The organism is Streptomyces eurocidicus (genome assembly GCF_002891295.1).
GTDB classification, from domain to species: domain Bacteria; phylum Actinomycetota; class Actinomycetes; order Streptomycetales; family Streptomycetaceae; genus Streptomyces; species Streptomyces eurocidicus.
Genome location: NZ_LGUI01000003.1, coordinates 917126 through 942032, shown reverse-complemented (window position 1 = coordinate 942032; position 24907 = coordinate 917126). Strand labels below are relative to the sequence as shown.

Below are 24907 nucleotides of genomic sequence, written 5' to 3'. Positions count from 1 at the left end.
GGCCGGGCGCTCGTCGTTCAGCTGAAGACGATCATCGATCCCTGGCCGAGGCTGCGCGTCGCGGCGGCGTGCAGCCCGAGCCACACGTGCCGCTCCCGGGCGAACGGGCTGTCGTCGTACGGGCCGGGCGCCGCGGGCTCCTCCAGGCCCGTGGGGCGGTCCGGCGCGGCCGGCGGCGCGGGCGGGTTGCCGGGGTCGATGCCCAGGACCGGTGCCACGTGGTGGAGTTCGCGCAGCAGCCCCTGGCTGGAGCCCAGGGGTCCGCCGCCTTCGAGGAGCTCCTCGCTCGACAGCGGGTGCGCGAAGTCCACCGGTACGTACGCGCCCGCGTGGTCGTAGTGCCAGACCAGGTGCGACTGCTGGGCCGTGGTCTCGAACATCTCCAGCAACTGCTCGTAGTCCCCGCCGAGTTCGTCCACGGGCGTGACCGCGAGGCCGCACAGGTTGAGCAGGTGGGCGCGGCGCAGGAAGTGCAGGGCGTCGTAGTCGAAGCCCGCGACCGGGGCGACGTCCCCGGAGAGCCCCGGCATGTAGCCGAAGACGGGGACGGGGGGCAGCCCGGCCTCGCCGAGCGCCTTGTCGTACGCGGCGATCTCTTCGGCGAAGGGGTTGTCCGGGCTGTGGCACAGCACATCGACGAGGGGCACCAGCCAGAGGTCACAGGCCACGTGAACTCACTCTCGGTCGCGTTGAGTGCGATGGTCGGGCCAGAGTAGTGCTGTCGGCCCTGTTGTCATACCGGGCGGGCGTCAGCCACCCGCGACGTCCCACACCCACAGCCCGCCGAGGCGCTCGGGCTCCCGTCCGGTCAGCCGGGTGACGGTCTCGCGCAGCTGCGCGGCGTTCTGCCGGGGGTCCAGGACCAGGCTGTCCGCGCGCCAGTACCGGAGGTCCGTAAGGAACTCGCGACGCTGCTGCGGACCGACGGCGGGGACCTTGCCGGTGTCGTGGACGCCTTGGAGGAGGTCGGAGGTGGGGCGCGGCTCCGGTCCGTATATGCCGATGCGGTCCGGCCCCCAGGGCCCGTTGAAATAGCCGCCGGGGAAGGCGAACCCGAGGCCGGCCCGGACCTGCCAGTGGAGGGCGGCGGTGTCGGAGGGGCTGGGCAGCGGGACGGGCACCAGCGTGCGGCCGGGGCGCACGTGCGCGCGCCAGGTGCCGTCCGCGATGAACTCGGGCACCGGCTCCCGCTCGACCGTCCGGTACGGCGTGGGGAGGACGGGCAGGAGGGCGACGGCGAGGGCCGCGCAGCCCAGCAGCCGGTGGGAGCGCTCGCGCTCGCCGCGCAGCCGCCGCAGGGCGAGCCGGTCGCAGGCGAGGGCGAGGAGGACGCCGACGGCGGGCGCGCAGATCATGGCCGCGCGCGACTCGATGACGGACTCGAAGACCGGCAGCTCGGCGACGAGCCGCCAGGGGCCGGGCAGCGTCCGGTCCGTGCCGGGCAGCGGGATGTTCTGCCCGAGCGAGAGGAGGGCCGCCGCGGCGGCGGTGAAGGCGAGGGCGCGGACCCTCGGTTCGGCGCGCAGGCGGACGGCGATCGCGACCGTAAGGACGACGAGGGGCCAGCCGAAGAAGGCGTTCTCCTCGGTCCGGTTGAGGGACAGGGACGCGGCGACGCCCGGGTCGCCCGCCAGCGACCGGGTGGCGAACTCCAGGAAGGCCATCGGGTGGTTGCCGACCTGGCCGTGCAGGACGCTGCCGTAGCTCTGGGGGCCGAGGAACTGCCAGGCGAGCGGGACGGCCGTGAGGGGCACGGCGACGAGCGCGGCGATGCCCAGGCCGCGCAGCAGCCGGGGGGCGACGGCGCGCGCCAGGTCGGGGTCGGCGACGGCGTGGGCGAGGGCGTAGAGCGCGAGGCCGGTGACGGCCAGCAGCAGCGCCTCCTCGCCGAGGAAGACCTGGTAGGCGAGGAAGAGGCCGAGGAGCACCCCGTCGCGCCGGGTGCGGCGGCCCTCGCACAGCCGCAGCAGCCGGTCGATGATCACCGGGATCATGAAGAGCACGAGGAAGTTGGGGTGGGCGTTGCCGTGCGAGATCATCGGCGGCGCGAAGGCGCAGAACCCGCCGCCGAGCGCGGCGGCCCAGCGGGAGCGCACGAAGCGCTTGGCGAGCAGCCAGTACCAGGCGCAGGCGGTCGCGGCCAGACCGCCGGTGAGCACCAGTGCCCAGGTGACGTGGGCGCCCAGGGCGAGGGTGACGGGGGCGAGCGGGACGGACAGCCCGAGCATGGAGGTGTTGGCCATGAGGTTCACACCGCTCGGGGCGTTCTGCAGTCCGGTGAAGAGCGGGTTGCGCAGATGGGCGACGTTGTCCGCGGCGACCGCGAGGAACCACTCCCACTGCGTCTGGTCGGAGCCGGAGTCGGCGAGGTAGCGGCCGCCGGGCGAGGCCCACAGACCGGCGTAGAGCACGGTGGCGACGAGCAGGAAGAGCGCGGGGATCGCGAGCCGGACGGGCTCCACGGCGCCCCAGCGGATGCGGACGAGGTCGGCCAGGGTGTCCAGGTAGGCGCGCGGGCGGACCTTGGAGCCGGGCTGGTGGGCCCAGCGGACGGGTACTTCGGCGATCTCCCAGCCCTCCTGGTGGAAGAAGCGCAGGATCTCGGCGTCGAAGCTCCAGCCGTCCAGCCGGGAGCGCCCGAAGGCCGTACGGACCTTGTCGCCGTCGAAGAGCTTGAAGCCGCACTGGGTGTCCCGTATGCCGGGCACCGCGGCGGCGCGTATCAGCCGGGCGCCCAGCCGGCCCAGGAGCTCGCGCAGGGCGTGCTGGCGGACGGCTATCCGCGAGCCGGGCAGCGCGCGGGAGCCGACGGCCGCGGCGGCGCCCTCGTCGAGCCGCCTGCCGAGGCGGTCCAGCTCCTCGACGGGGGTGGCCAGGTCGGCGTCGGTGACCAGGACGCGCGCGCCGCGCGAGGCGAGCACCCCGGTGCGCACGGCGTGGCCCTTGCCCCGGTTGGCGGGGGTGCGCAGCAGCCGGACGCGGGGATCGGCCTCGGCGGCGGCCCCGGCGATGTCGGCGGTGGCGTCCGTGGAGCCGTCGTCGACGACGATCAGCTCCCAGGCGACGGGGGCGCCCGTGGGGGTCCGCAGGGTGGTGAGGTGGGACCGGACCGCGGCCAGCGTCGGCGCGAGCCGGTCCTGTTCGTCATAGGCCGGGATGACGACCGTCAGATCGATCCGCGTCAGGTCGTCCGGCGCCGGATCGCCGGATTCCGGCGGCGGGGCGGACGGGAGCGAGGACTGGCTGGAAGGTGACGTCACAAGCAGTGGACGCTCTCAATCAAACTACTGGTTGCGTGCGGTCACCGCTTTCCGGAATTCATCACACCAACCGATGAACATATGAAGCTCGACCCTATTCGGTCACGCTCGCGATCAATGCCAGAGAATGTTCGTTGTATGCGGCAATGATCCGTTCGGCGGCAATCGCGTCGCGCGTCGCCACGGCCTCGACCAGCTCGCCGTGGCCGTGCCACAGCCGCCCGCGCAGCGTCGGCAGCCGGCGCAGCAGCGGCACGGTGAAGATCCAGCTCTGCACCCGGACCCGATCCAGGAAATCCGATATGTACGGATTGCCCACCAGGCCCGCCAGTTCGCGCCAGAACCGCAGGTCGTAGCCGATCAGGATGTCCAGGTCCCCCGCCACCGCGGCCCGCGCGGCCTCCTCGGCCCGCCGCCGCACGGACGCCAGCGCGGCGGGCGGCACGGCGTCGAGGGTGTGCTCGGCGAGCCGGGTGCCCGGCGCGCCCTTGAGGCTGCGGGGCAGCCGGAAGATGCCCTCGACGATCAGGGCGCGGGCCTCGACCATGTCGCGGAAGTCGGCGTAGGAGAAGGCGCGCACGCGGTAGCTCTTGTGCAGCTCCACGTCGAGCAGCCCCTGGGAGCAGAGGTCGAGCAGCGCCTCGCGCACCGGCGTCGCGGAGACGCCGTACTGCTCGGCGATCTCCTTGACCGTGAACTGGCGCCCCGCCGGGAGCCGTCCCGCGATCACCTCGTCGCGCAGGGCGTCGGCGATCTGCGAACGCAGCGTCGTCCGTCTGACCGCCTCGCTGCCGGGCATCGTGTCCGTCTCCCCTTCCGTGACCGGGCGCCCGCATGCGAACGGCCCTCGCAACAAGATAGGCGAGGGCCGTCGCGGAGCGTACGGGCGTGCGCGCGGGAAGGACGTACGGTACCCCGAGCGCGTCAGACGGTGTGCGCGTCGGCCGCCGTGAGCGCCTCGTCCAGCAGGGCCAGACCCTGCCGCGCCTCGTCCTCGGAGACGGTGCACGGGGGCACGACATGCATCCGGTTCATATTGACGAAAGGCCACAGACCGGACTTCTTGCAGGCGGCGGTGAAGGCTGCCATCGGGGCGTTGGCCTCGCCCGACGCGTTGTACGGGACCAGCGGCTCCCGGGTGGCGCGGTCCCTGACCAGCTCGACCGCCCAGAAGACGCCGAGACCGCGCACCTCGCCGACGCTCGGGTGGCGCTCGGCCAGTTCGCGCAGGCCGGGGCCGAGGACGTCCGCGCCGATCCGCGCGGCGTTCTCCACGATGCCCTCCTCGGCCATCGCCTCGATCGTCGCCACGGCGGAGGCGCAGGCGAGCGGGTGACCCGAATAGGTGAGGCCGCCGGGGTACGGCCGCTCGTCGAAGGTGGCGGCGATCTCCGCGGAGATCGCGACGCCCCCGAGCGGCACATAACCGGAGTTGACGCCCTTGGCGAAGGTCAGCAGATCGGGTGTGACGTTCCAGTGGTCGGCGGCGAACCAGCGGCCCGTGCGCCCGAAACCGGCCATGACCTCGTCCAGGACGAACACGATGCCGTGGCGGTCGCAGATCTCCCGGACGCCGGCGAGGTACCCGGCCGGCGGGACCATGATCCCGGCGGTGCCCGGGACGGTCTCCAGGATGATCGCGGCGATCGTCTGCGGACCCTCGAAGGCGATGGTGTCCTCGAGGTGGCGCAGGGCGCGCGCGCACTCCTGCTCCTCCGTCTCCGCGTGGAAGGGCGAGCGGTAGAGGAACGGCGCCCAGAAGTGCACGACGCCCGCCGAGGCGGTGTCGGAGGGCCAACGGCGCGGGTCACCCGTGAGGTTGATCGCCGCCGCCGTCGCCCCGTGGTACGAGCGGTAGGCGCTGAGCACCTTGGCGCGGCCGGTGTGCAGCCGCGCCATGCGCACGGCGTTCTCGACCGCCTCGGCGCCGCCGTTGGTGAAGAAGATCTTGTCGAGGTCGCCCGGGGTGCGCCCGGCGATCAGCCGGGCCGCCTCGGACCGCACGTCGACCGCGAAGCCCGGCGCGATCGTGCACAGCTTCGCCGCCTGCTCCCGCACCGCGGCCACCACTTTGGGGTGCTGGTGACCGATGTTGGTGTTGACGAGCTGGGAGGAGAAATCGAGGTAGCGGTTGCCGTCGTAGTCCCAGAAGTACGAGCCCTCGGCCCCGGCGACGGCCAGCGGGTCGATGAGGCCCTGCGCGGACCAGGAGTGGAAGACGTGCGCCCGGTCGGCGGCCTTGACGGCGGCCTTGGTACGGGGGTCTGGCTGCGTGCTCAACGGCGTGACCTCGGATCGCGTGGCGGGAGGAAGCGCGGACACGGCCAGCGTAGGGAGCGCCCCCGGGCACCGGAACAGGCACTGTGTCTGGCACTCGCCCCGCCCACGGACACAGTGCCGGGCGGGCGGGGGCGGCGGACCGCGCCCGGCGGACCGCCGAACCGGGCAACGGGCCCCGGCGGGCAGCCGGGTTCGGCGGCGGCACGCCCGCGAATTCCCCGGTCGCGAAATCCACGGATGCCCTGACCCGCGTGCTACGGTCATTTTCGCGTTGCAGTTCTGAACCTATTTCATCTCGGCGCCCTGACGGTCTGTGACCTCGGGCGCCGTTGCATTATTCCGCGCCGCGCGGATTGTGCACAGCTCTCATAGGAGATCGTCTTGGCTACCGGCACCGTGAAGTGGTTCAACTCCGAAAAGGGATTCGGATTCATCGAGCAGGACGGTGGCGGCGCCGACGTCTTCGCCCACTACTCGAACATCGCGACGCAGGGCTTCCGTGAGCTCCAGGAGGGCCAGAAGGTCTCCTTCGACGTGACCCAGGGCCAGAAGGGCCCCCAGGCGGAGAACATCATTCCCGCCTGACCCTTCCCCGAAGGGTTCAACAGCGAGCCGGGGCCCCGTACTTTCAAGGTGCGGGGTCCCGGCCGTTTGCCGCCCCGCTATTCTCCGGCGGAGAACACACGGGGGAGACGGGGGAGGAGACCTGCGCCATGGACCATCTCGAGGACCTACAGGCCGACGATCCGCGCGTACTGGGCGCGTACCGGCTGCTGGGGCGGCTCGGCGCGGGCGGCATGGGCCGCGTCTACCTGGCCCGCTCGGACCGGGGCCGCACGGTGGCGGTCAAACTCGTCCACCAGGAGCTGGCCGGGCAGGAGGAGTTCAGGCGGCGCTTTCGCGCGGAGGTGCGCGCCGCCCGGCAGGTGGGCGGCGAGTGGACCGCCCCGGTGCTCGACGCGGACACCGAGGCCGCCGTCCCCTGGGTCGCCACCGGCTACATCGCAGGGCCGGCCCTGCGGCAGGTCGTGGACCAGGACTTCGGGCCGCTGCCCGAGCGGTCCGTGCGCATCCTCGCCGCGGGCCTCGCGCGCGCCCTCCAGGCCATCCACGCCGCGGGCGTCGTGCACCGCGACCTCAAGCCGTCCAACGTCCTGATCACCCTGGACGGCCCGCGTGTCATCGACTTCGGCATCGCCCGCGCCCTGGAGACCGTCACCGACGGCGGCCTCACCCGCACCGGCGCGGCCGTCGGCTCGCCCGGCTTCATGTCGCCCGAGCAGGTGCGCGGCGCCCGGGTGACACCGGCGAGCGACGTCTTCTGCCTCGGCTCGGTGCTGGCCTACGCGGCCACCGGCCGGATGCCCTTCGGCACGGCCGACAGCGGCGTCCACGCGCTGATGTACCGCATCGCGGAGGAGCAGCCGGACCTCACCGGGGTCCCCGCCCCGCTGCTGCCGCTGATCGAGGCGTGCCTGGCCAAGGCCCCGGAGGAGCGCCCGTCCCCGGAGGAGATCCTGGAGCGCACGGGCGGGGCCGGCGGCAAGGGGGGGCCGGCGGACGCGCGGTCCGCCGAACCCTGGCTGCCCGGCGGCCTGGTGGCGAGCCTCGGCCGGCAGGCCGTGCAGCTGCTGGACGTCGAGGAGCCCGCCGCCCGGCCCGCCCCGCTGCCGCCGGAGCACCCGCCGACCGCGATAGCCGGCGCGGCGCCCGCGGCACCGCCCGTGGCGCCGCCGGTCGCCGAGCCGCTGCCGGAGCCGACGCTCATCGGCCGCCAGGACCCGCCGACCGTCACCGCGGGCCGCGCCGTCGGCCCCCAGCCGCTGCCGCAGGCCGTCCCCCGGCCCACGCCGCCGCCCTACGGCTACCCGCACGCGGGCCCGTACGGCGACAACCCCTACGGCACCGGCACCCAGGTCGTCGGCCCGTACGTGCCCGCGCCCCGCGGCCGCTCCCGGGGGCCGGTCGTGCTGGCCGCGGTGGTGGCCGGCGGGCTGATCGCGGGCGGCGCGACGGTCTTCCTGCTCAAACAGGGCGCCGAGAAGAACGAGGCGCGGAACAGCGCCTCGCCGGCCGCCTCCGCGCCGCAGGACCCGGCCGGGCCGGGCCGGTCCACGCCGCACTCCGCCACCCCGCCGGCCGGTACGGGCGGGCCGAGCACCCCGGCCGCCGGGCCCGTGCCCCAGGGATTCGCCGGCACCTGGCAGACCAGCTTCAACAGCGGCTCCGGGGCCAACAACCGGATCATCACCATCTCGCGCGGCCCGGTCACCGACGTCACCATCCAGGGGAACGGCACCCTCGACGACGGCACCTCCTACACCTGCCAGTGGCACACGACCGCGTCCGGCGACGGCAGCGGCACGACGTCCCTGAGCCTGGGGCCGTCCAGCGTCACCCAGGCCCGGCCCACCTCCGCCTGCCAGCCCGGTTCCGCCTCCGACCTGGTGCTGCTCCCGGACGGCCGGATGCGGCGCGACTTCGCCGACTCGGGCACGAAGGACGCGTCGCTGGTCTACAGCAGGACCGGCTGACGGAGCCCTTCCGAGGAGGGTGCGTTCCGGGTCGTAAACGCACGACGCCCCGGTGGCCGGAGCCACCGGGGCGTGTCGGGTGCGCGCCGCCCCCGACAGGGGCGGCGGTACCGCGGGCCTTACGAGAGGAAGGAGTTGATCTCGATCGTCTCGGTACGACCCGGGCCGACGCCGATCGCGGAGATCGGCGCGCCGGACATCTCCTCCAGCGCCTTCACGTACGCCTGCGCGTTCTTCGGCAGGTCGGCGAAGGTCTTGGCCTTGGTGATGTCCTCGGACCAGCCCGGCAGCATCTCGTAGATCGGCTTCGCGTGGTGGAAGTCGCTCTGGCTGTAGGGCAGCTCCTCGACGCGCTTGCCGTCGATCTCGTAGGCGACGCAGACCGGGATCTGCTCCCAGCCGGTGAGCACGTCGAGCTTGGTGAGGAAGAAGTCCGTCAGGCCGTTGACGCGGGTCGCGTAGCGGGCGATGACGGCGTCGAACCAGCCGCAGCGGCGGTCACGGCCGGTGGTCACACCGCGCTCGCCACCGATGGTCCGCAGCGCCTCGCCGTCCTTGTCGAACAGCTCGGTCGGGAACGGACCGGCGCCGACGCGGGTCGTGTACGCCTTGAGGATGCCGATGACCCGGTTGATCTTCGTCGGGCCGACGCCGGCACCCGTGCAGGCGCCGCCCGCGGTCGGGTTGGACGAGGTGACGAAGGGGTACGTGCCGTGGTCGACGTCGAGCAGCGTGCCCTGGCCGCCCTCGAAGAGGACGACCTTGCCCTCGTCGATGGCGTTGTTGAGGATCAGCGTCGTGTCGGCCACGTACGGCTTGATCTGCTCCGCGTAGGTGAGCAGCTCCTCGACGATCTTGCCGGACTCGATGGCGCGGCGGTTGTAGAGCTTCGCCAGGATCTGGTTCTTGAAGTCGAGAGCGGCCTCGACCTTCTGCTCCAGGATCGACTCGTCGTAGAGGTCCTGAACGCGGATGCCGACGCGGTTGATCTTGTCGGCGTAGGTCGGGCCGATGCCGCGGCCGGTGGTGCCGATCTTCCGCTTGCCGAGGAAGCGTTCCGTCACCTTGTCGACCGTGGTGTGGTACGGCGTGATCAGGTGCGCGTTACCGCTGAGCAGCAGCTTGGACGTGTCGACGCCGCGCTCGTTGAGTCCGCTCAGCTCGGAGAGCAGGACCGCCGGGTCGACGACGACTCCGTTGCCGATCACCGGGGTGCACCCCGGCGAGAGGATTCCGGAAGGGAGGAGATGCAGCGCGTATTTCTGGTCGCCGACGACCACCGTGTGGCCGGCGTTGTTGCCACCTTGGTAGCGCACCACATAGTCCACGGATCCACCGAGGAGGTCGGTGGCCTTTCCCTTGCCCTCGTCACCCCACTGAGCACCGAGCAGCACAAGTGCGGGCACAGGCGTACACCCCTTCCGGGCGGGGCATGTCCAACGTGCGTGGTGGTATCACCTCGCGTGCTCACGGCGTACACCACCGCTAGAGCCGTCGAACCCGTGCCCCGGATAGACGAAGCCCCTGGCGCAACAGCGACAGGGGCTCTTGCACCGAGAGATTACCGAATATTTCGCTCGGGGGACGAACAGAAAGACCCAGGGCCCCTCGGCACGGCCGGGGAGCCCGGGGCCGTCCCCCGGGAAAAACAGCACCTGAGGAAGGACCGAGGTGTCGGCTCCAGACTCCACAGAGCAGGCTCTGCTCGTGGTCATCGACCCGGTCGCCCGACGCGTGGACGGCGAGTCCGTGCGGATCGCGAAGGACGTCCTCTGCGGCGGCGCGGTGGCGAAGATATGCCTCCCGGAAGGCCCCGAGGACGTCGAGCGCGCCCTGGCCCGGCGCGGCCGGCGGCGCCCCGTGGTCATCGGGGACGACCGGGCCCTCCTGCACGCCGTGAAGGTGCTGCACCGCCGCCGTGAGCTGCCGGAGGTGCCGGTGTCGCTGGTGCCCATCGGCGCCCTGCCGGCCGTCTCGCTGGCCCGCACGCTCGGGGTGCCCCTGGGGTCGGTCGCGGCGGCGCGCGCCGTCCTGGACGGCACTGAGCGGCGCCTGGACGCCTTGGTGGACGACGGCGACGGCGTGGTGCTGGGCGGTCTGTGGATTCCCGGCACGGGCGGCCTGGACCGGACGACGCCCCCCTTCGAGACGAACGTCGGAACGGGCCTCGAAACGAACGAGGCGGTTGGGCCGAACGGGTCGGAGGCGGTGGGTGCGGGGCGCGGGCCCGGCGTGCCGGAGCCGGCCCGGGGACCGGACGGGAAGGCGGCGGCGGACGCCCGGGGCGGCACCCTGGGCGAGGGCGGGCCCGGCGGTCCCGCCGGGGCCCCGCGGGTCGCCGGGCTCCCGGAACCCACCGGGCTCGGCGCCGGCGCGGACGTGACGGCGGATGTGACGGCGGACGTGACGGGAGTCACAGGCGCGGACCGGCCGTGGTGGTCCCCCGCCGCCCGTACGGCCCGCTCCGCGCTGACCCTGCTGACCGGCCCCGCCGCGCGCGGCCACTCACTGCCGTCGTGCACCCGGCTGCGGGTGGAGGCCGACGGCGTCCTGCTCGCGGACCTCGACCGGCCGGTCGCCAGGGTCGCCGTCTCCACCGTGGACGGCTTCGCGGAGGTCGTGATCCACACCCACGCCGGGGAACGGCCGCTGCGGACGCGGGCGCGCCGGGTCACGGTGTCGGGGCCGGGGTTCCGCTACCGGGCGGACAACGTGGCGGCCGGGCCGTTCCGTACGCGGACGTGGACGGTGGTGGAGGGGGCTTGGCGGTTGGTGGTGCCGAGGGTTTGAGCGGGGTGGGTGCGGCAGGGTGGTGCGGGGGCGGGGCGGGCGGTTCCGCTGCGCGGGGCCTTTCCCCCACCCCGCCCCTTCCCGTAACCGGGGCTCCGCCCCGGGCCCCGTTCCGCGCTGACGCGCGGTGTCCTCAAACGCCGGACGGGCTTGTTCTACCCGCCCGGTGTGATCAGACCCGCCTCGTACGCGAAGACCGCCGCCTGGGTGCGGTCGCGCAGGCCCAGCTTCACCAGGATCCGGCTGACGTGGGTCTTGACCGTGGACTCCGCCACCACCAGGTGCGTCGCGATCTCCGAGTTGGAGCGGCCCTGGGCGACGAGGACCAGTACCTCCGTCTCCCGCTCGGTGAGGTCGCCGACGCGCTCCTGTGTGGGCGGCTTGGGCGCGCCCAGCCGGGAGAACTCCAGGATCAGCCGCTTGGTGACCGTGGGGGCCAGCAGGGCCTCGCCCGAGGCCACGACGCGCACCCCGTCGGCGAGCTGCTGGGCCGAGGCGTCCTTGAGCAGGAAGCCGCTCGCCCCGGCGCGCAGGGCCTGGTAGACGTACTCGTCCAGGTCGAAGGTGGTCAGGACCAGGACCTTCGCCTCGGCGTCGGCGGCGACGATCTCGCGGGTCGCCTCCAGGCCGTTGAGCACCGGCATCCGGATGTCCATGAGGACGACGTCGGGCCGGAGCGCCGCCACCTGCTCGACGGCCTGCCGGCCGTCCACGGCCTCACCGACGACCTCGATGTCCGGCATGGCGTTGAGCAGGACGGAGAAGCCCTCGCGGACCATCATCTGGTCGTCGACGATCAGCACCCGGATGGTCATGCGGCGGCCGCCTCGTCCACCGGGACCGGAATGAAGGCCGTGACCTCGTACCCGCCCTCCGCCGTCGCCTCGGCCGTCATCCCGCCGCCGAGCATGGCGACGCGCTCGCGCATGCCGAGCACACCGTGCCCGGCCCCCGGCGAGGGCTTGGCCAAGCGGTTGGCCGGGCCGTTGACGATCCGCAGCCCGAGGCCGCCGAGGACGTAGCCGAGCTCGACACGGGCCTGGGCACCCGGGGCGTGGCGCAGGACGTTGCTGAGCGCCTCCTGGACGATGCGGTAGGCCGACAGCTCCACACCCTGCGGCAGCGGCCTTACGGCGCCCGTGGTGACGTGCTCGACGGACAGCCCGGCGGAGCGGACGTTGTCGAACAGCGTGTCGAGGGCGGCGAGGGTGGGCTGCGGGGCCTCGGGGTCGGCGAAGGCGTCGGGGTTCTCCGACCGGACGACGCCGAGCACCCGGCGCAGCTCGGTCAGGGCGGCGACGGCGTTCTCCCGGATGGTCTGGAACGCGGCGGCGAGCTCCGGCGGGGTGTCCTGGACCCGGTAGGGCGCGGCCTCCGCCTGGATGGCGACGACGGACATGTGGTGCGCGACCACGTCGTGCAGCTCGCGGGCGATGGTGGTGCGCTCCTCCAGCACGGTCCGGCGGGAGCGCTCGACCTCGGTGACGGCGACCTGGGCGACGACCTGCTGCTTGGTCTCGCGCAGCCCTCGTACGGCGAGGACGACGAAGAGGACCACGCCGTAGACCGTCAGCATCTGGAACAGGTCGGAGACGAAATAGTCGCCGCCGTAAGGACGGAAGGCCCGGAGGAAGAACGCCAGGAAGAGACCCATGGCGCCGGTCAGGGCCAGCATCTCGGCCGCCACCCGGGGGCGGGTCCGCAGCGCCACGACCAGCAGCACGAAGAGGTGCGAGAAGAAGCCGACCGGTGACACCGGGCCCACGCCGTAGCCGGTGAGGAAGACGCCGGTGAACAGGGTGCTCCCGACCGACAGCCACCACGCGCCGACCGGCCGGAACAGCGTCATCGCCATCGGCACCCCGACGACCAGCGCGGTCACGAGCCCGGTCAGCCCGCCCTGATGATCGACCGTCGCGAGCATGACCACGAGGGTGAACCCGGTCAGGGCGGCGTGCGGGAGCCACCTGCCGTAGTGCCGGGCGCGCCCCGGCAGCCTGCGGACCAGCTTGTGGTCGGCGGGCAGGGGCGGCAGCGGCCGGAAGGCGAACGCGTCGTGGAAGAGGTCCTCGCGGATGCCTTGGAGGGCGGTCTTCGCCATGCGCAGTTCGGTGCGGGGGCCGTTGTCGTAGGTCTGGGTCACGTCATCAAAGGTAGGCAACGGGGGGTGGGGGTGGCGTCCTCAATGGTGGGGATCTGTGGGGGTCCGTCTCAAGTACTACGCGGGTGGGGGTGCGGGTGCGGTGGGGGCGGGGTGCCCTGCCGGGGGCTTTCCCCTGCCCGCCCCTTCCCGAATGTCCTCAAGCGCCGGACGGGCTGAAATTCAGCCCGTCCGGCGTTTGAGGACCGGGGTACGGGGCGGAGCCCCGGTTCGGGAAGGGGCGGGGTGGGGAAAGGCCCGCCGCAGGCGCACCCCGCACCTCACACCCCCAGCACCCGCCGGAGCTCCCCGCACGCCCCCGTCCCCGGCGTCACCGCCGCGAAGTGCCCCACCCCCCGCAGCGCCCTCAGCACCACCCCGCCCCCGGCCCCCCGTACCGCCGAGACGTACGCCCCCGACAGCGACAGCGGTACGTCCGGGTCGGCCGTGCCGTGCAGGAGCGTGACCGGTACGCGGGGCGGGGTGAGGCGGGCGGGGTCGGCTTCCGGGTGGTCGGCGGGGCCCAGGAGCGCCGTGACGGCGCCGGCGCCCAGGCCCAGGGCGCGGGCCCGTCCGAGGTCCGCGACGGGCGCCACGGCCACGACCTCGGTCACCGAGCCGGGGGCGGCGCTCGCCGCCCACAGGGCGAGGTGACCGCCCGCGGAGTGTCCCACCAGGATGTGCCGGGCCGGGGCGCCCGGCAGCGCGGTGACCCTCGCCACGTCCTCGAACGTGGCCGGCAGCCCGCCGCCTCCGCCCACCCGGCGGTACTCGGCCAGGACGACCTCGACGCCCGGCCCCGCGAGCGCCGCCGCCAGCGGCGCGAGGTGGCGCCGGTCGTACACCTCCCGCCAGAACCCGCCGTGCAGGAGCGTCACCCGGACCTCGCAGGGCCCGGCCGCCCCCGCCGGCCGGTAGAGGTCCACGACCTGGCTCGGGTGCTCCCCGTAGGCCACCGTGCCGGACGGCGCCTCGTACGGCAGCGCCATCAGCGCCCGCTCCTCGGCCTCCGCCCCGGACCCGGGCGCCGTCATCCCGCCAGCACCTCCCCCAGCACCCGCGCCGCCCGCAGCGCCTCGGCGAAGCCGGTGTAGAGCGGGGTGAAGCCGAAGCGCAGGACGTCCGGCCGGCGGAAGTCGCCGACGACGCCCCGGCGGATCAGCTCCGCCATGACGCCGGCCGCGCCGTCGGCGCACCGCAGGGACACCTGGCTGCCGCGCTCCGCGTGCGCGGCGGGGGTGATGCTCTCGACGCGGCCCTCGGGGGCGTACGCCTCGACGCAGCGCAGGAAGAAGTCCGTAAGGGCGAGGCTCTTCGTCCGTACCGCCGTAAGGGCGACGTCGTCCCAGACGTCGAGGGCGGCGTCCAGGGCGAGCAGGGAGAGGATCTCCGGGGTGCCGACCCGCCCGCGGGCCGCGCCGTCGGCGGGCGCGTAGGCGGAGTCCATCGCGAAGGGGTCGGTGTGGGAGTTCCAGCCCGGGAGCGGGGAGTCGAAGCGGGGCTGGAGGTCGCGGCGCACATAGAGGTAGGCGGGGGCGCCGGGCCCGCCGTTGAGGTACTTGTACGTGCAGCCGACCGCGAGGTCCACGCCGTGCGCGTCGAGCGCCACGGGCAGGGCGCCCGCGCTGTGGCACAGGTCCCACACCACCCGGGCCCCGGCGGCGTGCACGGCCGCCGTCGTCCCGGCCAGGTCGTGGAGGCGGCCGGAGCGGTAGTCGACGTGGTTGACGAGCGCGACGGCGGTGCGCGGACCGGCCTCCCCGGGTATGTCCCGGGCGTCGGCCTCCCTGATCCGGCAGCCCGTCATCCGGGCGGCGGAGGCGGCGACATAGCCGTCGGTGGGGAACGTCGCCGCGTCGACCAGCACCTCGTCCCGGCCCGGGCCCGCCAGCCGGACGGCGGCGACGACCGCCTTGAAGACGTTGACGCTCGTGGAGTCGCCGACGACGATCTGCCCGGGTGCGGCCCCGACGAGCCGCCCCACGCGGTCGCCGACCCGCTCGGGCGCCTCCCACCACCCGGATTCGGTCCACGAGCGGATGCGCAGCCGCCCCCACTCGTCCCCGACGACCTCGGCGAGCCGCCCGGCGACGGTGCGGGGCAGCGCCCCCAGGGAGTTCCCGTCGAGGTAGACGGTCCCGTCGTCGAGGGCGAACTCCTTCCGCACGGCGCGGAGTACGTCGCCGTCGTCGAGCGCCGTCGCCTCGGCGGCGAGGCCGCGTGGCATGGCCGGTCCGTCAGACACGGCTGCGCGCCGTCCACAGCTCGGGGAAGACGTGTTTGGCGGCGCGCTTCTCCAGCCAGGCGACGCCGGCCGAGCCCCCGGTGCCCACCTTGGCGCCCATCGCCCGGCGGGTGGCGACGAGATGGTCGTTGCGCCACCGCCAGACCAGCTCGGCGACCTCGGTCAGGGCCTCGCCCAGCCGGCACGCCTCGGCGTTCTGGTCACCCTCGTAGACGCGCTGCCAGACCTCCTCGACGGCGGGGTCCGGGGCGTAGCGCTCGGCGACGTCGCGGTCGAGGACGGCCCGGGGTATCGCGTGGCCGCGGCGGGCGAGGTGGCGCAGCACCTCGTCGTACAGGCCCGGTTCGCGCAGCGCCTTCTCCAGCTCCGCGTGGACGGCGGGCGCGCCCCGGTAGGGGACGAGCATCGCCGGGGACTTCTCGCCGAGCAGGAACTCCAGGCGGCGGTAGGTCGCCGACTGGAAGCCGGACGCCTCGCCGAGCGCGGAGCGGAAGCCGTTGAACTGGGTGGGTGTCAGGTGGGCGAGCGGTTTCCAGGACGCGTTGAGCGATTCGAGCTCGTACGTGGAGCGTCTGAGCGCGGCCATCGCGGTCGCCAGGTCGTCCTCGCGCAGCGCGCGTGCGGCGGTCCGCCACTCGTGCACGAGGAGGGTGAACCAGAGCTCCATCACCTGGGTGGTGACGAGGAAGGACATCTCGCCGGGGTCGTCGGAGAGCGGTTCCTGGAGATCGCCGAGGACGGAGGCCCGTACGTAGTCCTCGTAGGGCGTGCTGCCGGTGAACTGGACGTTGGGCGCGGTGTCGGGCGCGGTGTCCTGAACGGTGGAACGTGGTTCGGAAGTCATGGTGTCTCCCCTGCCGTCGCTCCCGGGGTCGCCGGGTCACTGCGGGGATCATCCGTGCCGGACGCCGTTCGCTGCAAGGCCCGTGAACGGCCTTCGGCGGGGCCCGGCGGGCCTTCCGGCACCGGGGAGAGCCCGGCGGCCGTCACGGCGGGCGACCGTGACGGCGGCCGTGGCTCAGCCCAGGGTGTTGGCGGCCGTCGGGGAGCTCTCCCGCAGGAAGGTCGAGCAGCGCTCGTACTCCTCCTGCTCGCCGATCGACTGCGCGGCGCGGGCGAGGGCGTGCAGCGCGCGCAGGAAGCCGCGGTTCGGCTCGTGCTCGAAGGGCACCGGGCCGTGGCCCTTCCAGCCGCTGCGGCGCAGAGCGTCGAGGCCGCGGTGGTAGCCCGTGCGGGCGTACGCATAGGACTCGACGACCCGGCCGCCGTCGAACGCCTCGTCGGCGAGCTGCGCCCACGCGAGGGAGGACGCGGGGTACTTCGCGGCGACCTCGGCGGGAGCGGCGCCCGAGGCCAGGAGCTCGCGCGGCTCGGGGTCGTCGGGGAGGTGGGTCGGGGGCGGTCCCCCGAGGAGGTTCTCGTGAATGGACATGCGGTCCAGTCTGCCGCAGTGTCCGGTGCGGGCCGTAGGGTGCGGCGGGGTTGCCGCTGCGCGGGGCCTTTCCCCGGCCCCGCCCCTTCCCGAAACCGGGGAGGCCCCCGGACCCCCGTTCCGCGCTGACGCGGGGTGTCCTCAAACGCCGGACGGGCTGAATTTCAGCCCGTCCGGGGGCACCTCCTGGGGGCACCCCAGCGGTAGCTGGGGGGGGTAGCCGGGGGAGCTTGAGGACACCGCGCAGCGGCCCGCTACCCGTCCCCCGGGTCCAGCGGCGGTGACGACAGCCCGCAGTGGTACTCGCACTCCGCCCGGCCGGCGTCCGCGCCCCGGTCGGGTCCCCGTACCGTCGCCCACGCCAGGGCCGAGCCCACCACCAGCGCCCCCGCGCACATCAGCATCGCCCGGTCGAAGGTCTTCGAGAACGCCGCCGGGTCCCGGTAGGCGTCCGGGCCCATGCCCGCCAGCAGCGGCAGCGCGGCGACCGCGATCAGGCCGGCCGCGCGGGCCGCCGCGTTGTTGATGCCGCTGGCCAGTCCCGCGCGGGAGACGTCGACGGAGGCGAGGACCGTGGCGGTGAGCGGCGCGACCAGCACCACCATGCCCATGCCCAGCACGACGAGCGCGGGCAGCACGTCCCGCCAGTAGTCCGCCCCCGCCCCGACCCGGGTCATCAGCAGCAGCCCGACCGCGCACAGCAGCGGTCCGACGGTCAGCGGGAGCCGGGCCCCGACGCGCTGCGCGACCTTCCCGGACCGGGCGGAGAGCAGCAGCATCAGCACGGTCGTCGGCAGCAGGGCCGTACCCGCCTCCAGGGCCGACCAGCCCACGACGACCTGGAGCTGGAGCACCGCGAGGAAGAAGAAGCCGCTGAAGGCCGCGTAGACGAAGACCGTGACGGCGTTGATCGCGGTGAACTGCCGGACGGCGAAGATCCCCGGCGGCAGCATCGGGTTCGCCCGCCGCCGCTCCACGGCCACGAAGGCGGCGCCCAGCAGCACACCGGCGACCGCCGGGACGATCACCCAGGGCGAGGCGCCCTTGTCCGGCGCGGCGATCAGCGCGTACGTCACGGCGCCGAGCGCCAGCGCGCCCAGGGCGGCGCCGAGCGCGTCGAACCGGCCGTGGGCCGCCGGATCGCGGGTCTCCGGCACGTACCGCAGGGCGACCACCACGCACACGGCGGCCAGCGGCAGGTTGATCAGGAACACCCAGCGCCAGCCCGGCCCGTCGACCAGCCAGCCGCCCACGAACGGGCCGACGGCCGACGCCACACCGCCCAGCCCGGACCAGGCGCCGACCGCGCCCGCCCGGTCGTCGGGGTGGAAGACCGCCTGGATCAGCGCGAGCGAACCGGGCGTGAGCAGCGCGCCCCCGATGCCCTGGAGGGCCCGTGCCGCGATCAGCACCCCGGCGTCCGGCGCCACCCCGCACAGCAGCGAGGCCAGCGCGAACCAGACCACGCCGATGACGAAGACCCGCCGCCGCCCGTACCGGTCGCCCAGGGAGCCGCCCAGCAGGATCAGGCCGGCGAGGGTGAGCATGTACGCGTTGACGGTCCACTGGAGGGCGGCCAGGTTCGCGTCGAGGTCCCGGCCGATGTGCGGCAGGGCGACGTTGACGACGGTGCTGTCCAGCATGGCCATGCCGGAGCCGAGCACGGCCGTCAGCAGGACCCAGCGCCCCTCGGCGGTGCCCAGGCGCACCTCGGGCGCCCCGGGGTCCGGGGCGGCCCCGCCCGGCGGCGCTCCGGGCGGCACCCTGGGCGGCACCCCCGGCTGCGGAGCCGGCTCGGGGCCGCGCCCGGGGTCCGGTGCGGAGTCGCTCATGCGGCGATCATCCCCCGGCGGACGGCGCGCGGCCAGGCGAGGGAACGCCCGCGAAGAGGGTGCGCGCCGGGACGCCTCGCGGAGGGTCCGTGGAGAGGGTACGCCGGGACGCCCTGCGGAAGGTCCGTGGAGACGGTGCGCCGGAACGCCCTGCGGAAGGTCCGTGGAGACGGTGCGCGTCCGGCCCCGCGCGGGGGCTGGGCGTCCACCCCGCGCGTTTATACGAAAGGGCCCGGCCGCCGTGGCCGGGCCCCTCGTCAAAGCCCATGGACAGCCGCCGGGCGGCCGTCCAGGAGGGCTACTTCATCTTGGTGCCCGTGGAGCGCAGGTCGGCGCACGCCTTGGTGACGCGCGCGGCCATGCTGCCCTCGGCCAGCTTGCCCCAGGTGCGCGGGTCGTAGGTCTTCTTGTCGCCGACCTCGCCGTCGACCTTCAGGACGCCGTCGTAGTTCTTGAACATGTGGGCCGCGACCGGACGCGTGAAGGCGTACTGGGTGTCGGTGTCGAGGTTCATCTTCACGACGCCGTTCTCCAGCGCGGTGCGGATCTCCTCCTCCGTGGAGCCGGAGCCGCCGTGGAAGACGAAGTCGAACGGGTCGGCCTTGCCGTGCTTGGCGGCGATGCCGTCCTGGAGGTCACGGAGCAGCTCGGGGCGGAGGACGACGTTGCCCGGCTTGTAGACGCCGTGGACGTTGCCGAAGGAGGCGGCCAGCAGGTAGCGGCCCTTCTCGCCCAGGCCCAGGGCCTCGGCGGTGCGCTCCACGTCGGCGACGGTGGTGTAGAGGCTGTCGTTGATCTCGTGGGTGACGCCGTCCTCCTCGCCACCGGTCGGGGTGATCTCGACCTCAAGGATGATCTTCGCCTTCACGGCCTCGGCGAGGAGCTCCTTCGCGATGGCGAGGTTCTCGTCGAGCTTCTCGGCGGAGCCGTCCCACATGTGGGACTGGAAGAGCGGGTTCTGACCGGCGGCGACGCGCTCCTGCGAGATGGCCAGCAGCGGACGGACGTAGCTGTCGAGCTTGTCCTTCGGGCAGTGGTCGGTGTGCAGCGCGATGTTCACCGGGTACTTCTTGGCGACGATGTGCGCGAACTCGGCCAGCGCGACGGCGCCGGAGACCATGTCCTTGCTGTACTGGCCACCGAGGAACTCCGCGCCACCGGTGGAGATCTGGATGATGCCGTCGCTCTCCGCCTCGGCGAAGCCGCGCAGCGCGGCGTGCAGAGTCTGCGTCGAGGTCACATTGATGGCCGGGTAGGCGAACTTGCCTGCCTTCGCCCGGTCGAGCATCTCGTTGTAGACCTCGGGGGTTGCGATGGGCATCTGTCCGCTCCTTGTGATGTGCGGGTGGGCGAGGGGGCCCTGACCTAGGGGGCGACGTTCATCGTCGCCCCCATCTTCCCAGACTCCCCGAATTGCTCCACATGGTGCTACCGCCGGATACGCCGGAGGGCGCGTGGTTTCACGTGAAACCACGCGCCCTCCGGCGTCGCTTTTACTGAAACCGCAGGTCAGCCCAGGTCGAGGTCACCGAGGGAGTAGCCCGTCACATAGCGCAGACCGGCCTCTTCGATGGCGGAGGCGGCACCGCGGTCGACGATCGTCGCCACGGCCACGACCTCGGCACCGGCCTCGCGGGCGGCCTCGACGGCCGTCAGCGGGGAGCCACCGGTGGTCGAGGTGTCCTCGACCACCAGGACGCGGCGGCCCTTGACGTCCGGGCCCTCGATACGGCGCTGCATGCCGTGCGCCTTCTGCGCCTTGCGCACGACGAAGGCGTCCAGCTTGCGGCCGCGCGCGGCGGCGGCGTGCAGCATCGAGGTGGCGACCGGGTCGGCGCCCAGGGTGAGCCCGCCCACCGCGTCGTACTCCAGGTCGGCGGTGGCGTCCAGCATCACCTGGCCGACCAGCGGCGCCGCCTCGGCGTCCAGGGTGATCCGGCGCAGGTCGATGTAGTAGTCGGCCTCCTTGCCGGAGGAGAGGGTCACCTTGCCGTGCACCACGGCCTTGTCCTTGATCTGCTGCAGCAGGGCGTCACGCGCATCGCTCATGGGCATGAGCTTAGGCCAGGCTCCGCCAGGTCCACGTCGTGGAGATCTCCAGCGGATCGATGGGCGTCACCAGGCGCGGCAGGGTGTTGAGCCCGTTCGGCGGCCCGGACTGCGGCTCGACGCAGACGGCCTCGGCCTGCTCGTCGTAGATCACGACCCACTCGCTGCGGCCGGCGACCTTCAGCTCCAGGGCACCGGGCCAGGTGAGCGTGACGTCCACGCCGTCGGGCATCCCGAAGCAGTCGTCCCAGGGGCCGGGGCGGGGGTCGATGCGGCGGCCCGTCGGCAGGTGGTCGTCGCCGCGCTCCTCCTGCCACCCGGCCTCGAAGCCGAGCTCGACGTCCTTGCCGGTGCCGAGGTTGCGCAGGAACCAGGGGTGCCAGCCGGCCTGCGCCGGGAAGGAGTCGGCATAGGTCTCGACGCCCATGGTGAGCGTGAGGGAGTCCGGCGTCAGCTCCGCCAGCTGGGTGACGCGGCCGGGGTACGGCCAGGGGGCGGCCAGGTCGTAGAAGAAGGCGGCCGAGGACTCCGCCACCCGGGCGGTGTGCCAGGCGGTGTCCCTGCCGGTGCCGTGGATCGCGTGCGGGCCGGAGTTGACGGGCATCTGATGACGCTCGCCGCCGTTGCGGAACTGTCCGAGCTCGATCCGCCCGCACCAGGGGACCATGGGGAAGGCGCCGTATTTGGCACCCTGCCGGAGGAGTTCCGTACCGTCGATCCGGAGACTTGTGATCCGGCAGCCGTTGCGCGGATCGAGCGTCAGCTCGGCACCGCCTGCGGTCAGCTGCACGGTGCTGTCGTCTGTGCGTACGTCGTTGGTCACGGGTCCGACATTACGGGCTGAGGCGGACCCGGGCGGCCCGGACCCCGAACCGCTAACGCCTGCGGCGCAGCACGCGGCCCACCACGACCGCGGAGGCCAGGGCCACCGCCGCGGCGGGCGCCGCCCAGCGCAGGGCCGCCGCCGTGGCGGAGGCCGCCTCGGGGGCCGGCACCGGGGCGTAACGGCCCCTCGGCGGGGCGTGGTCGACCTCCTCGGCGCTACGGCCGATCATCGTGCGGCGGGCGTGGGCCGCCTCCGCGGCGGGCGTCTCGTCGTCCTCGTCGTCGTCCTCGGCACCGTCGGCCGTGTCGTCGTCCTCGTCGTCGAGGTCGTCGTCGGCGTCGAGGTCGTCATCGGCCGACGGGTCGAGGGACGGCGCCGGGACCTCCGTGTCGAAGACGCTGCCGCCCTCCAGGCGCGGGCCGTCGCCCGCCTCCTCCTCGGCGTCCTCGCGCAACTCCTCCGCCAGCGCGGCGGCGAAGCGGTCCAGCAGCCGGCGGGCCGTGGCCTCCGCGGTCTTCCCGTCGAACTCGGCGAGCCGGCCGCCGCTGCCGACCGTGGCCGCGCAGACCAGCCGGGTGCCGCCCTCGACGTGCTCCAGCAGACCCCGGAGCGTGAGCGTCACCGTGCCGGAGCCGCGCACCTCGGTGCCCTCGCCCGACAGGTCGTACCCGCCGTCGCGCTCGGTCAGGTGCAGCGAACCGCGGTAGGTGATGGTCGAGCCGCCTATGCGCAGCCGTAGCCGCCCGGCCACGAGCGCGCCGGAGGCGTCCGCGACGTCCTGTTGGAGGCCGGGGACGCAGCGCACGACGCGCGCGGGGTCGGCGAGAACCCGCCGGACGGAGTCGACGGGAAACGGAACGAACACCTCATGCTCCATGACAAACGAGCCTACCCATCAGGCCCCGGACCCTTGCCTCTCCGGTCGAACTTTCCGCCGGCCTTCGGCCGGTCGGGGTCGGGTGGGCGTATGGAACCCGAGCGTGTCGGTACCGGGAGGAGCGGCCCCGGGAGGGTGCCACCGGCGCCGCTCCCGGGGCGTACGGGGATCAGTACGCGACGGTGAAGCGCTCGCCGACGTGCTGCGCCTTCTCGACCTCGTCGATCAGGGCCACGGCGTAGTCCTCGGTGGAGATGCAGCTCTTGCCGTTCTCGTCGGTCACCAGGTCCTCCAGACCGGTGCGGTACGCGCCCGTGCGCTCGCCCGGCTCGATCAGCCCGGCGGGGCTGACGTTGGTCCAGCGGACATCGGTGACGGTGCGGTAGAAGTCCAGCGCGTCACCGTGCGCGTGCATGATCTGGAGGAGGAACTCGGGGAGGCCCTCGGCGTCCCAGACCTGCTTGCCGTCGGGGGTGCGGAGCGAGCCCGCGCCACCGACCGCGATCAGCCGGGGGGCGTCGGCGCCGACCGCGCGCACACCGGCGACCAGGGACTTCGCGGCCGGCTCGATGGTCGCGAGGTGACCGGGGCCGTCGCCGCCGCCGACGGCGCTGATGACGACGTCCTGGCCCTGGGCGGCCGCGGTCACCGACGCCGGGTCGAGGACGTCGCCCTTGGTGACGGTCAGATCGGGGTGGGTCTCGGTGACCTTGGCGGGGTCGCGGACGACGGCCGTGACCTGGTGGCCGCGGTCCAGCGCCTCGCGCAGCACGCGGCTGCCGATCGTGCCGTTGGCACCGAAGAGAGCGATCTTCGCCATGGGGGGCTCCTTAGGGAGAGAAGGGGGTGTGGGGGGGGAAAGGCTGGGGGTGAGGGAAGGTCAGTGCTGGTCGAGGGCGCGGGTCAGCGTCCGCGCGTCGGACATCGGCCCGCCGAGCCGCCGGACCCCGCCGGGCGTGTGCAGCAGCAAGGTGGGGAAGCTGTCGACGCCGAGCCGGCGGGCCTCGCGGAACTCCGCCTCCGCCGTCCGGCGGGTGGCGGGGTCGGCGTAGGCGGCGACCACCGCGTCGGCGTCCACACCGCCCGCCGCTCCGGCGACCGCGTAGAGCGTGGCCGGGTCGGAGAGCGGGCGCCCGTCGACGTACCAGGCACGCTGCAGCGCGCCCGCGAACTCCAGTGTCCGCTCGGGTGCCTGCGCCCGCAGGGCGACGAGGGCCGTCGCGGCGTCGGCCGAGTCGAGCACGGCCGTGCCGTCGGCGAACGCCTTCGCGTAGCCCTCGCCGAAGACCGCGCCGGTCAGCTCGCCGATCCGGGCGTCCGCCTGTGGGATGAAGGGGTACGCGCCGACGGGCTGTGCCCGCGGGCCGGTGAAGAGCCCGCCGCTGAGGACGGTGAGCTCGATGCGGTCGGCGTTCGCGGCGGCGAACTCCCGGATCGCGGGTCCGAAGCCGTAGCACCAGCCGCAGTAGGCGTCGAATGCGTAGGTGAGCCGGTGCTGTGCCATGTCTTTCCCTGGGTTCCGTCCGACTGGGGGGGGGTGGGCCCTCGCGGGCCCCGCACACTCTTTGTTGCGCGTTCACTCTTTGTTGTGCGTTATGACCAAGCTAAGCGCGGTTTCTGGCCCCAGCCAGGTAAGCTCGGGTCTTCTCATGGTGAAAAAGCGACACGAGCGACATGAAGAGATCGTCGAGCTCGCCTACAAGGCACCGCCCGGCACCCCCGCGGGGGTCGAGGTGATGACGCTCGCCGAGCTGCGCCGCCGCGCCCCGGAGGGGCTGCTGGCCAGACCGCAGCGGCTGGACTTCCACCAGATCATCGCCGTCCGGTCGGGCGCCGCGGGGCACACCGTGGACTTCACCGGCCACTGGCTGGAGGCGGGCTCGGTGCTGTGGGTCCGCCCCGGGCAGGTGCAGCAGTTCGGCGAGGGGCGGCCGGGGTCGGAGCCGGAGGGCGTCGTCGTCCTCGTGCAGCCCGGCTTCCTGCCGTCCGGCACGGCCGTGGCGGCGGTCGCGGACGACCCCTTCCGGCCCGTGCTGTGGCAGCCGGTCGGCCCGGACCGCGAGGCGGTCTTCTGCGCGGTGGGCCATCTGGAGTCGGACTTCCGCACCGGCGGCGGGCTGCCCGCCGATGTGCACACCGAGGTCCTGCGGCACCTGCTGTCCGCACTGGTGCTGCGGCTGGCCCACCTCTCGGCCCACGCCGGCAGCAGCGTCCCCGCCCCGGGCGACACCTTCGTACGCTTCCGGGCGGCCGTCGAGCGCGACTTCGCCACGCGGCACCGGGTCGCCGACTACGCCCGTGCCCTCGGCTACTCCACCCGCACCCTCGCGCGCGCCACGCTGTGCGCGGCCGGGGTCGGCGCCAAGGAGTTCATCGACCGGCGGGTGATGCTGGAGGCCAAGCGGCTGCTCGCGCACAGCGATCTGCCGGCGGCCCGGATCGCCGGCCGGGTGGGCTTCGACGACCCGGCGAACTTCTCCAAGTTCTTCCACCACCGCGAGGGCCGCTCCCCGGGCGCCTTCCGCACGGCCCTGCGGCAGGGCGACGGGCCGGGCCCTAAGGACGCGCCCGGGCCCGGGTGAACCGGCTCCCGTGCCCCGGCCCGCCCGGCCCGGGTGAGCCGCCCGCGCGACCCGGCCCGC

The 24907-nt window shown here is 73.6% G+C and carries 22 protein-coding genes; 4 read left to right on the top strand and 18 right to left on the bottom strand.

What is annotated here, in order from left to right:
* Positions 1-17 precede the first annotated feature (17 nt).
* The 4 genes from AF335_RS14080 to AF335_RS14065 all read right to left on the bottom strand — a co-directional run bounded on the left by AF335_RS14080 (position 18) and on the right by AF335_RS14065 (position 5540).
* Positions 18-668, bottom strand: a complete 651-nt coding sequence (locus AF335_RS14080; protein WP_102918643.1) for a hypothetical protein — start codon at positions 666-668, stop codon at positions 18-20.
* Between the two features lie 81 nt (positions 669-749).
* Positions 750-3260, bottom strand: coding sequence for a glycosyltransferase (locus tag AF335_RS14075; protein ID WP_376697852.1), 2511 nt, complete (start codon positions 3258-3260; stop codon positions 750-752).
* 94 nt (positions 3261-3354) lie between these two features.
* Complete coding sequence (locus AF335_RS14070) at positions 3355-4059, bottom strand: GntR family transcriptional regulator (RefSeq protein WP_102918642.1); 705 nt, start codon at positions 4057-4059, stop codon at positions 3355-3357.
* A 125-nt stretch (positions 4060-4184) separates the two neighbouring features.
* Entirely contained in the window at positions 4185-5540 is a 1356-nt protein-coding gene (locus tag AF335_RS14065) for an aspartate aminotransferase family protein (RefSeq protein ID WP_102918641.1), read from the bottom strand.
* Between the two features lie 381 nt (positions 5541-5921).
* Here AF335_RS14065 and AF335_RS14060 point away from each other — a divergent pair, with 381 nt between their 5' ends.
* Both AF335_RS14060 and AF335_RS14055 read left to right on the top strand, forming a co-directional pair.
* Positions 5922-6125: a cold-shock protein gene (locus tag AF335_RS14060; RefSeq protein WP_102918640.1), complete on the top strand. Its 204-nt coding sequence runs from the start codon at positions 5922-5924 to the stop codon at positions 6123-6125.
* Positions 6122-8074, top strand: a complete 1953-nt coding sequence (locus AF335_RS14055) for a serine/threonine-protein kinase (RefSeq protein ID WP_324187910.1) — start codon at positions 6122-6124, stop codon at positions 8072-8074. The genes AF335_RS14060 and AF335_RS14055 overlap by 4 nt, the downstream gene beginning before the upstream one ends.
* A gap of 119 nt (positions 8075-8193) precedes the next feature.
* Here AF335_RS14055 and AF335_RS14050 read toward each other — a convergent pair whose 3' ends face one another.
* Positions 8194-9480, bottom strand: a complete 1287-nt coding sequence (locus AF335_RS14050) for an adenylosuccinate synthase (protein WP_087927399.1) — start codon at positions 9478-9480, stop codon at positions 8194-8196.
* A 265-nt stretch (positions 9481-9745) separates the two neighbouring features.
* Between AF335_RS14050 and AF335_RS14045 the strand changes: the two genes are divergently transcribed.
* On the top strand, positions 9746-10864 hold the full coding sequence (locus tag AF335_RS14045; RefSeq protein WP_244927011.1) for a hypothetical protein: 1119 nt from the start codon (positions 9746-9748) through the stop codon (positions 10862-10864).
* Positions 10865-11019: 155 nt separating this feature from the next.
* On the opposite strand, the gene AF335_RS14040 is transcribed toward AF335_RS14045, so the two are convergent.
* From AF335_RS14040 to AF335_RS13980, 13 genes are all read right to left on the bottom strand, one after another.
* Positions 11020-11679: a response regulator gene (locus AF335_RS14040; protein WP_102918637.1), complete on the bottom strand. Its 660-nt coding sequence runs from the start codon at positions 11677-11679 to the stop codon at positions 11020-11022.
* Positions 11676-13007, bottom strand: a complete 1332-nt coding sequence (locus AF335_RS14035; protein ID WP_376697851.1) for a sensor histidine kinase — start codon at positions 13005-13007, stop codon at positions 11676-11678. The genes AF335_RS14040 and AF335_RS14035 overlap by 4 nt, the downstream gene beginning before the upstream one ends.
* Before the next feature lie 278 nt (positions 13008-13285).
* Positions 13286-14038, bottom strand: a complete 753-nt coding sequence (locus AF335_RS14030) for an alpha/beta hydrolase (RefSeq protein WP_102918636.1) — start codon at positions 14036-14038, stop codon at positions 13286-13288.
* Complete coding sequence (gene kynU, locus AF335_RS14025) at positions 14035-15231, bottom strand: kynureninase (RefSeq protein WP_102918635.1); 1197 nt, start codon at positions 15229-15231, stop codon at positions 14035-14037. Before kynU ends, AF335_RS14030 begins: the two co-directional genes overlap by 4 nt.
* 10 nt (positions 15232-15241) lie before the next feature.
* Entirely contained in the window at positions 15242-16093 is an 852-nt protein-coding gene (locus tag AF335_RS14020; RefSeq protein WP_102918634.1) for a tryptophan 2,3-dioxygenase, read from the bottom strand.
* A gap of 174 nt (positions 16094-16267) precedes the next feature.
* Positions 16268-16681: a DUF3151 domain-containing protein gene (locus AF335_RS14015; protein ID WP_095582414.1), complete on the bottom strand. Its 414-nt coding sequence runs from the start codon at positions 16679-16681 to the stop codon at positions 16268-16270.
* Between the two features lie 254 nt (positions 16682-16935).
* Positions 16936-18513, bottom strand: coding sequence for an MFS transporter (locus AF335_RS14010; protein ID WP_102918633.1), 1578 nt, complete (start codon positions 18511-18513; stop codon positions 16936-16938).
* A gap of 298 nt (positions 18514-18811) precedes the next feature.
* Positions 18812-19834 carry a class II fructose-bisphosphate aldolase gene (gene fbaA, locus AF335_RS14005; RefSeq protein WP_102918632.1) on the bottom strand — a complete coding sequence of 341 codons (1023 nt, stop codon included), beginning with the start codon at positions 19832-19834 and terminating at the stop codon, positions 18812-18814.
* Positions 19835-20022: 188 nt separating this feature from the next.
* Positions 20023-20568 (bottom strand): orotate phosphoribosyltransferase, encoded by a 546-nt coding sequence (gene pyrE / locus AF335_RS14000; RefSeq protein ID WP_184743771.1) that lies wholly within the window; start codon positions 20566-20568, stop codon positions 20023-20025.
* 4 nt (positions 20569-20572) lie between these two features.
* Positions 20573-21385: an aldose epimerase family protein gene (locus AF335_RS13995; protein ID WP_170127683.1), complete on the bottom strand. Its 813-nt coding sequence runs from the start codon at positions 21383-21385 to the stop codon at positions 20573-20575.
* 52 nt (positions 21386-21437) lie between these two features.
* On the bottom strand, positions 21438-22265 hold the full coding sequence (locus tag AF335_RS13990) for an SRPBCC domain-containing protein (protein WP_102918631.1): 828 nt from the start codon (positions 22263-22265) through the stop codon (positions 21438-21440).
* Between the two features lie 169 nt (positions 22266-22434).
* The gene (locus tag AF335_RS13985; protein WP_102918630.1) at positions 22435-23085 is read right to left on the bottom strand and encodes an NAD(P)-dependent oxidoreductase; all 651 of its coding nucleotides are present in this window, start codon (positions 23083-23085) and stop codon (positions 22435-22437) included.
* A gap of 60 nt (positions 23086-23145) precedes the next feature.
* Entirely contained in the window at positions 23146-23769 is a 624-nt protein-coding gene (locus AF335_RS13980; RefSeq protein WP_102918629.1) for a DsbA family protein, read from the bottom strand.
* Positions 23770-23914: 145 nt separating this feature from the next.
* Between AF335_RS13980 and AF335_RS13975 the strand changes: the two genes are divergently transcribed.
* A complete protein-coding gene (locus AF335_RS13975) occupies positions 23915-24847 on the top strand; it encodes a helix-turn-helix domain-containing protein (RefSeq protein WP_102918628.1) in 933 nt (310 codons plus the stop codon).
* Positions 24848-24907 lie beyond the last annotated feature (60 nt).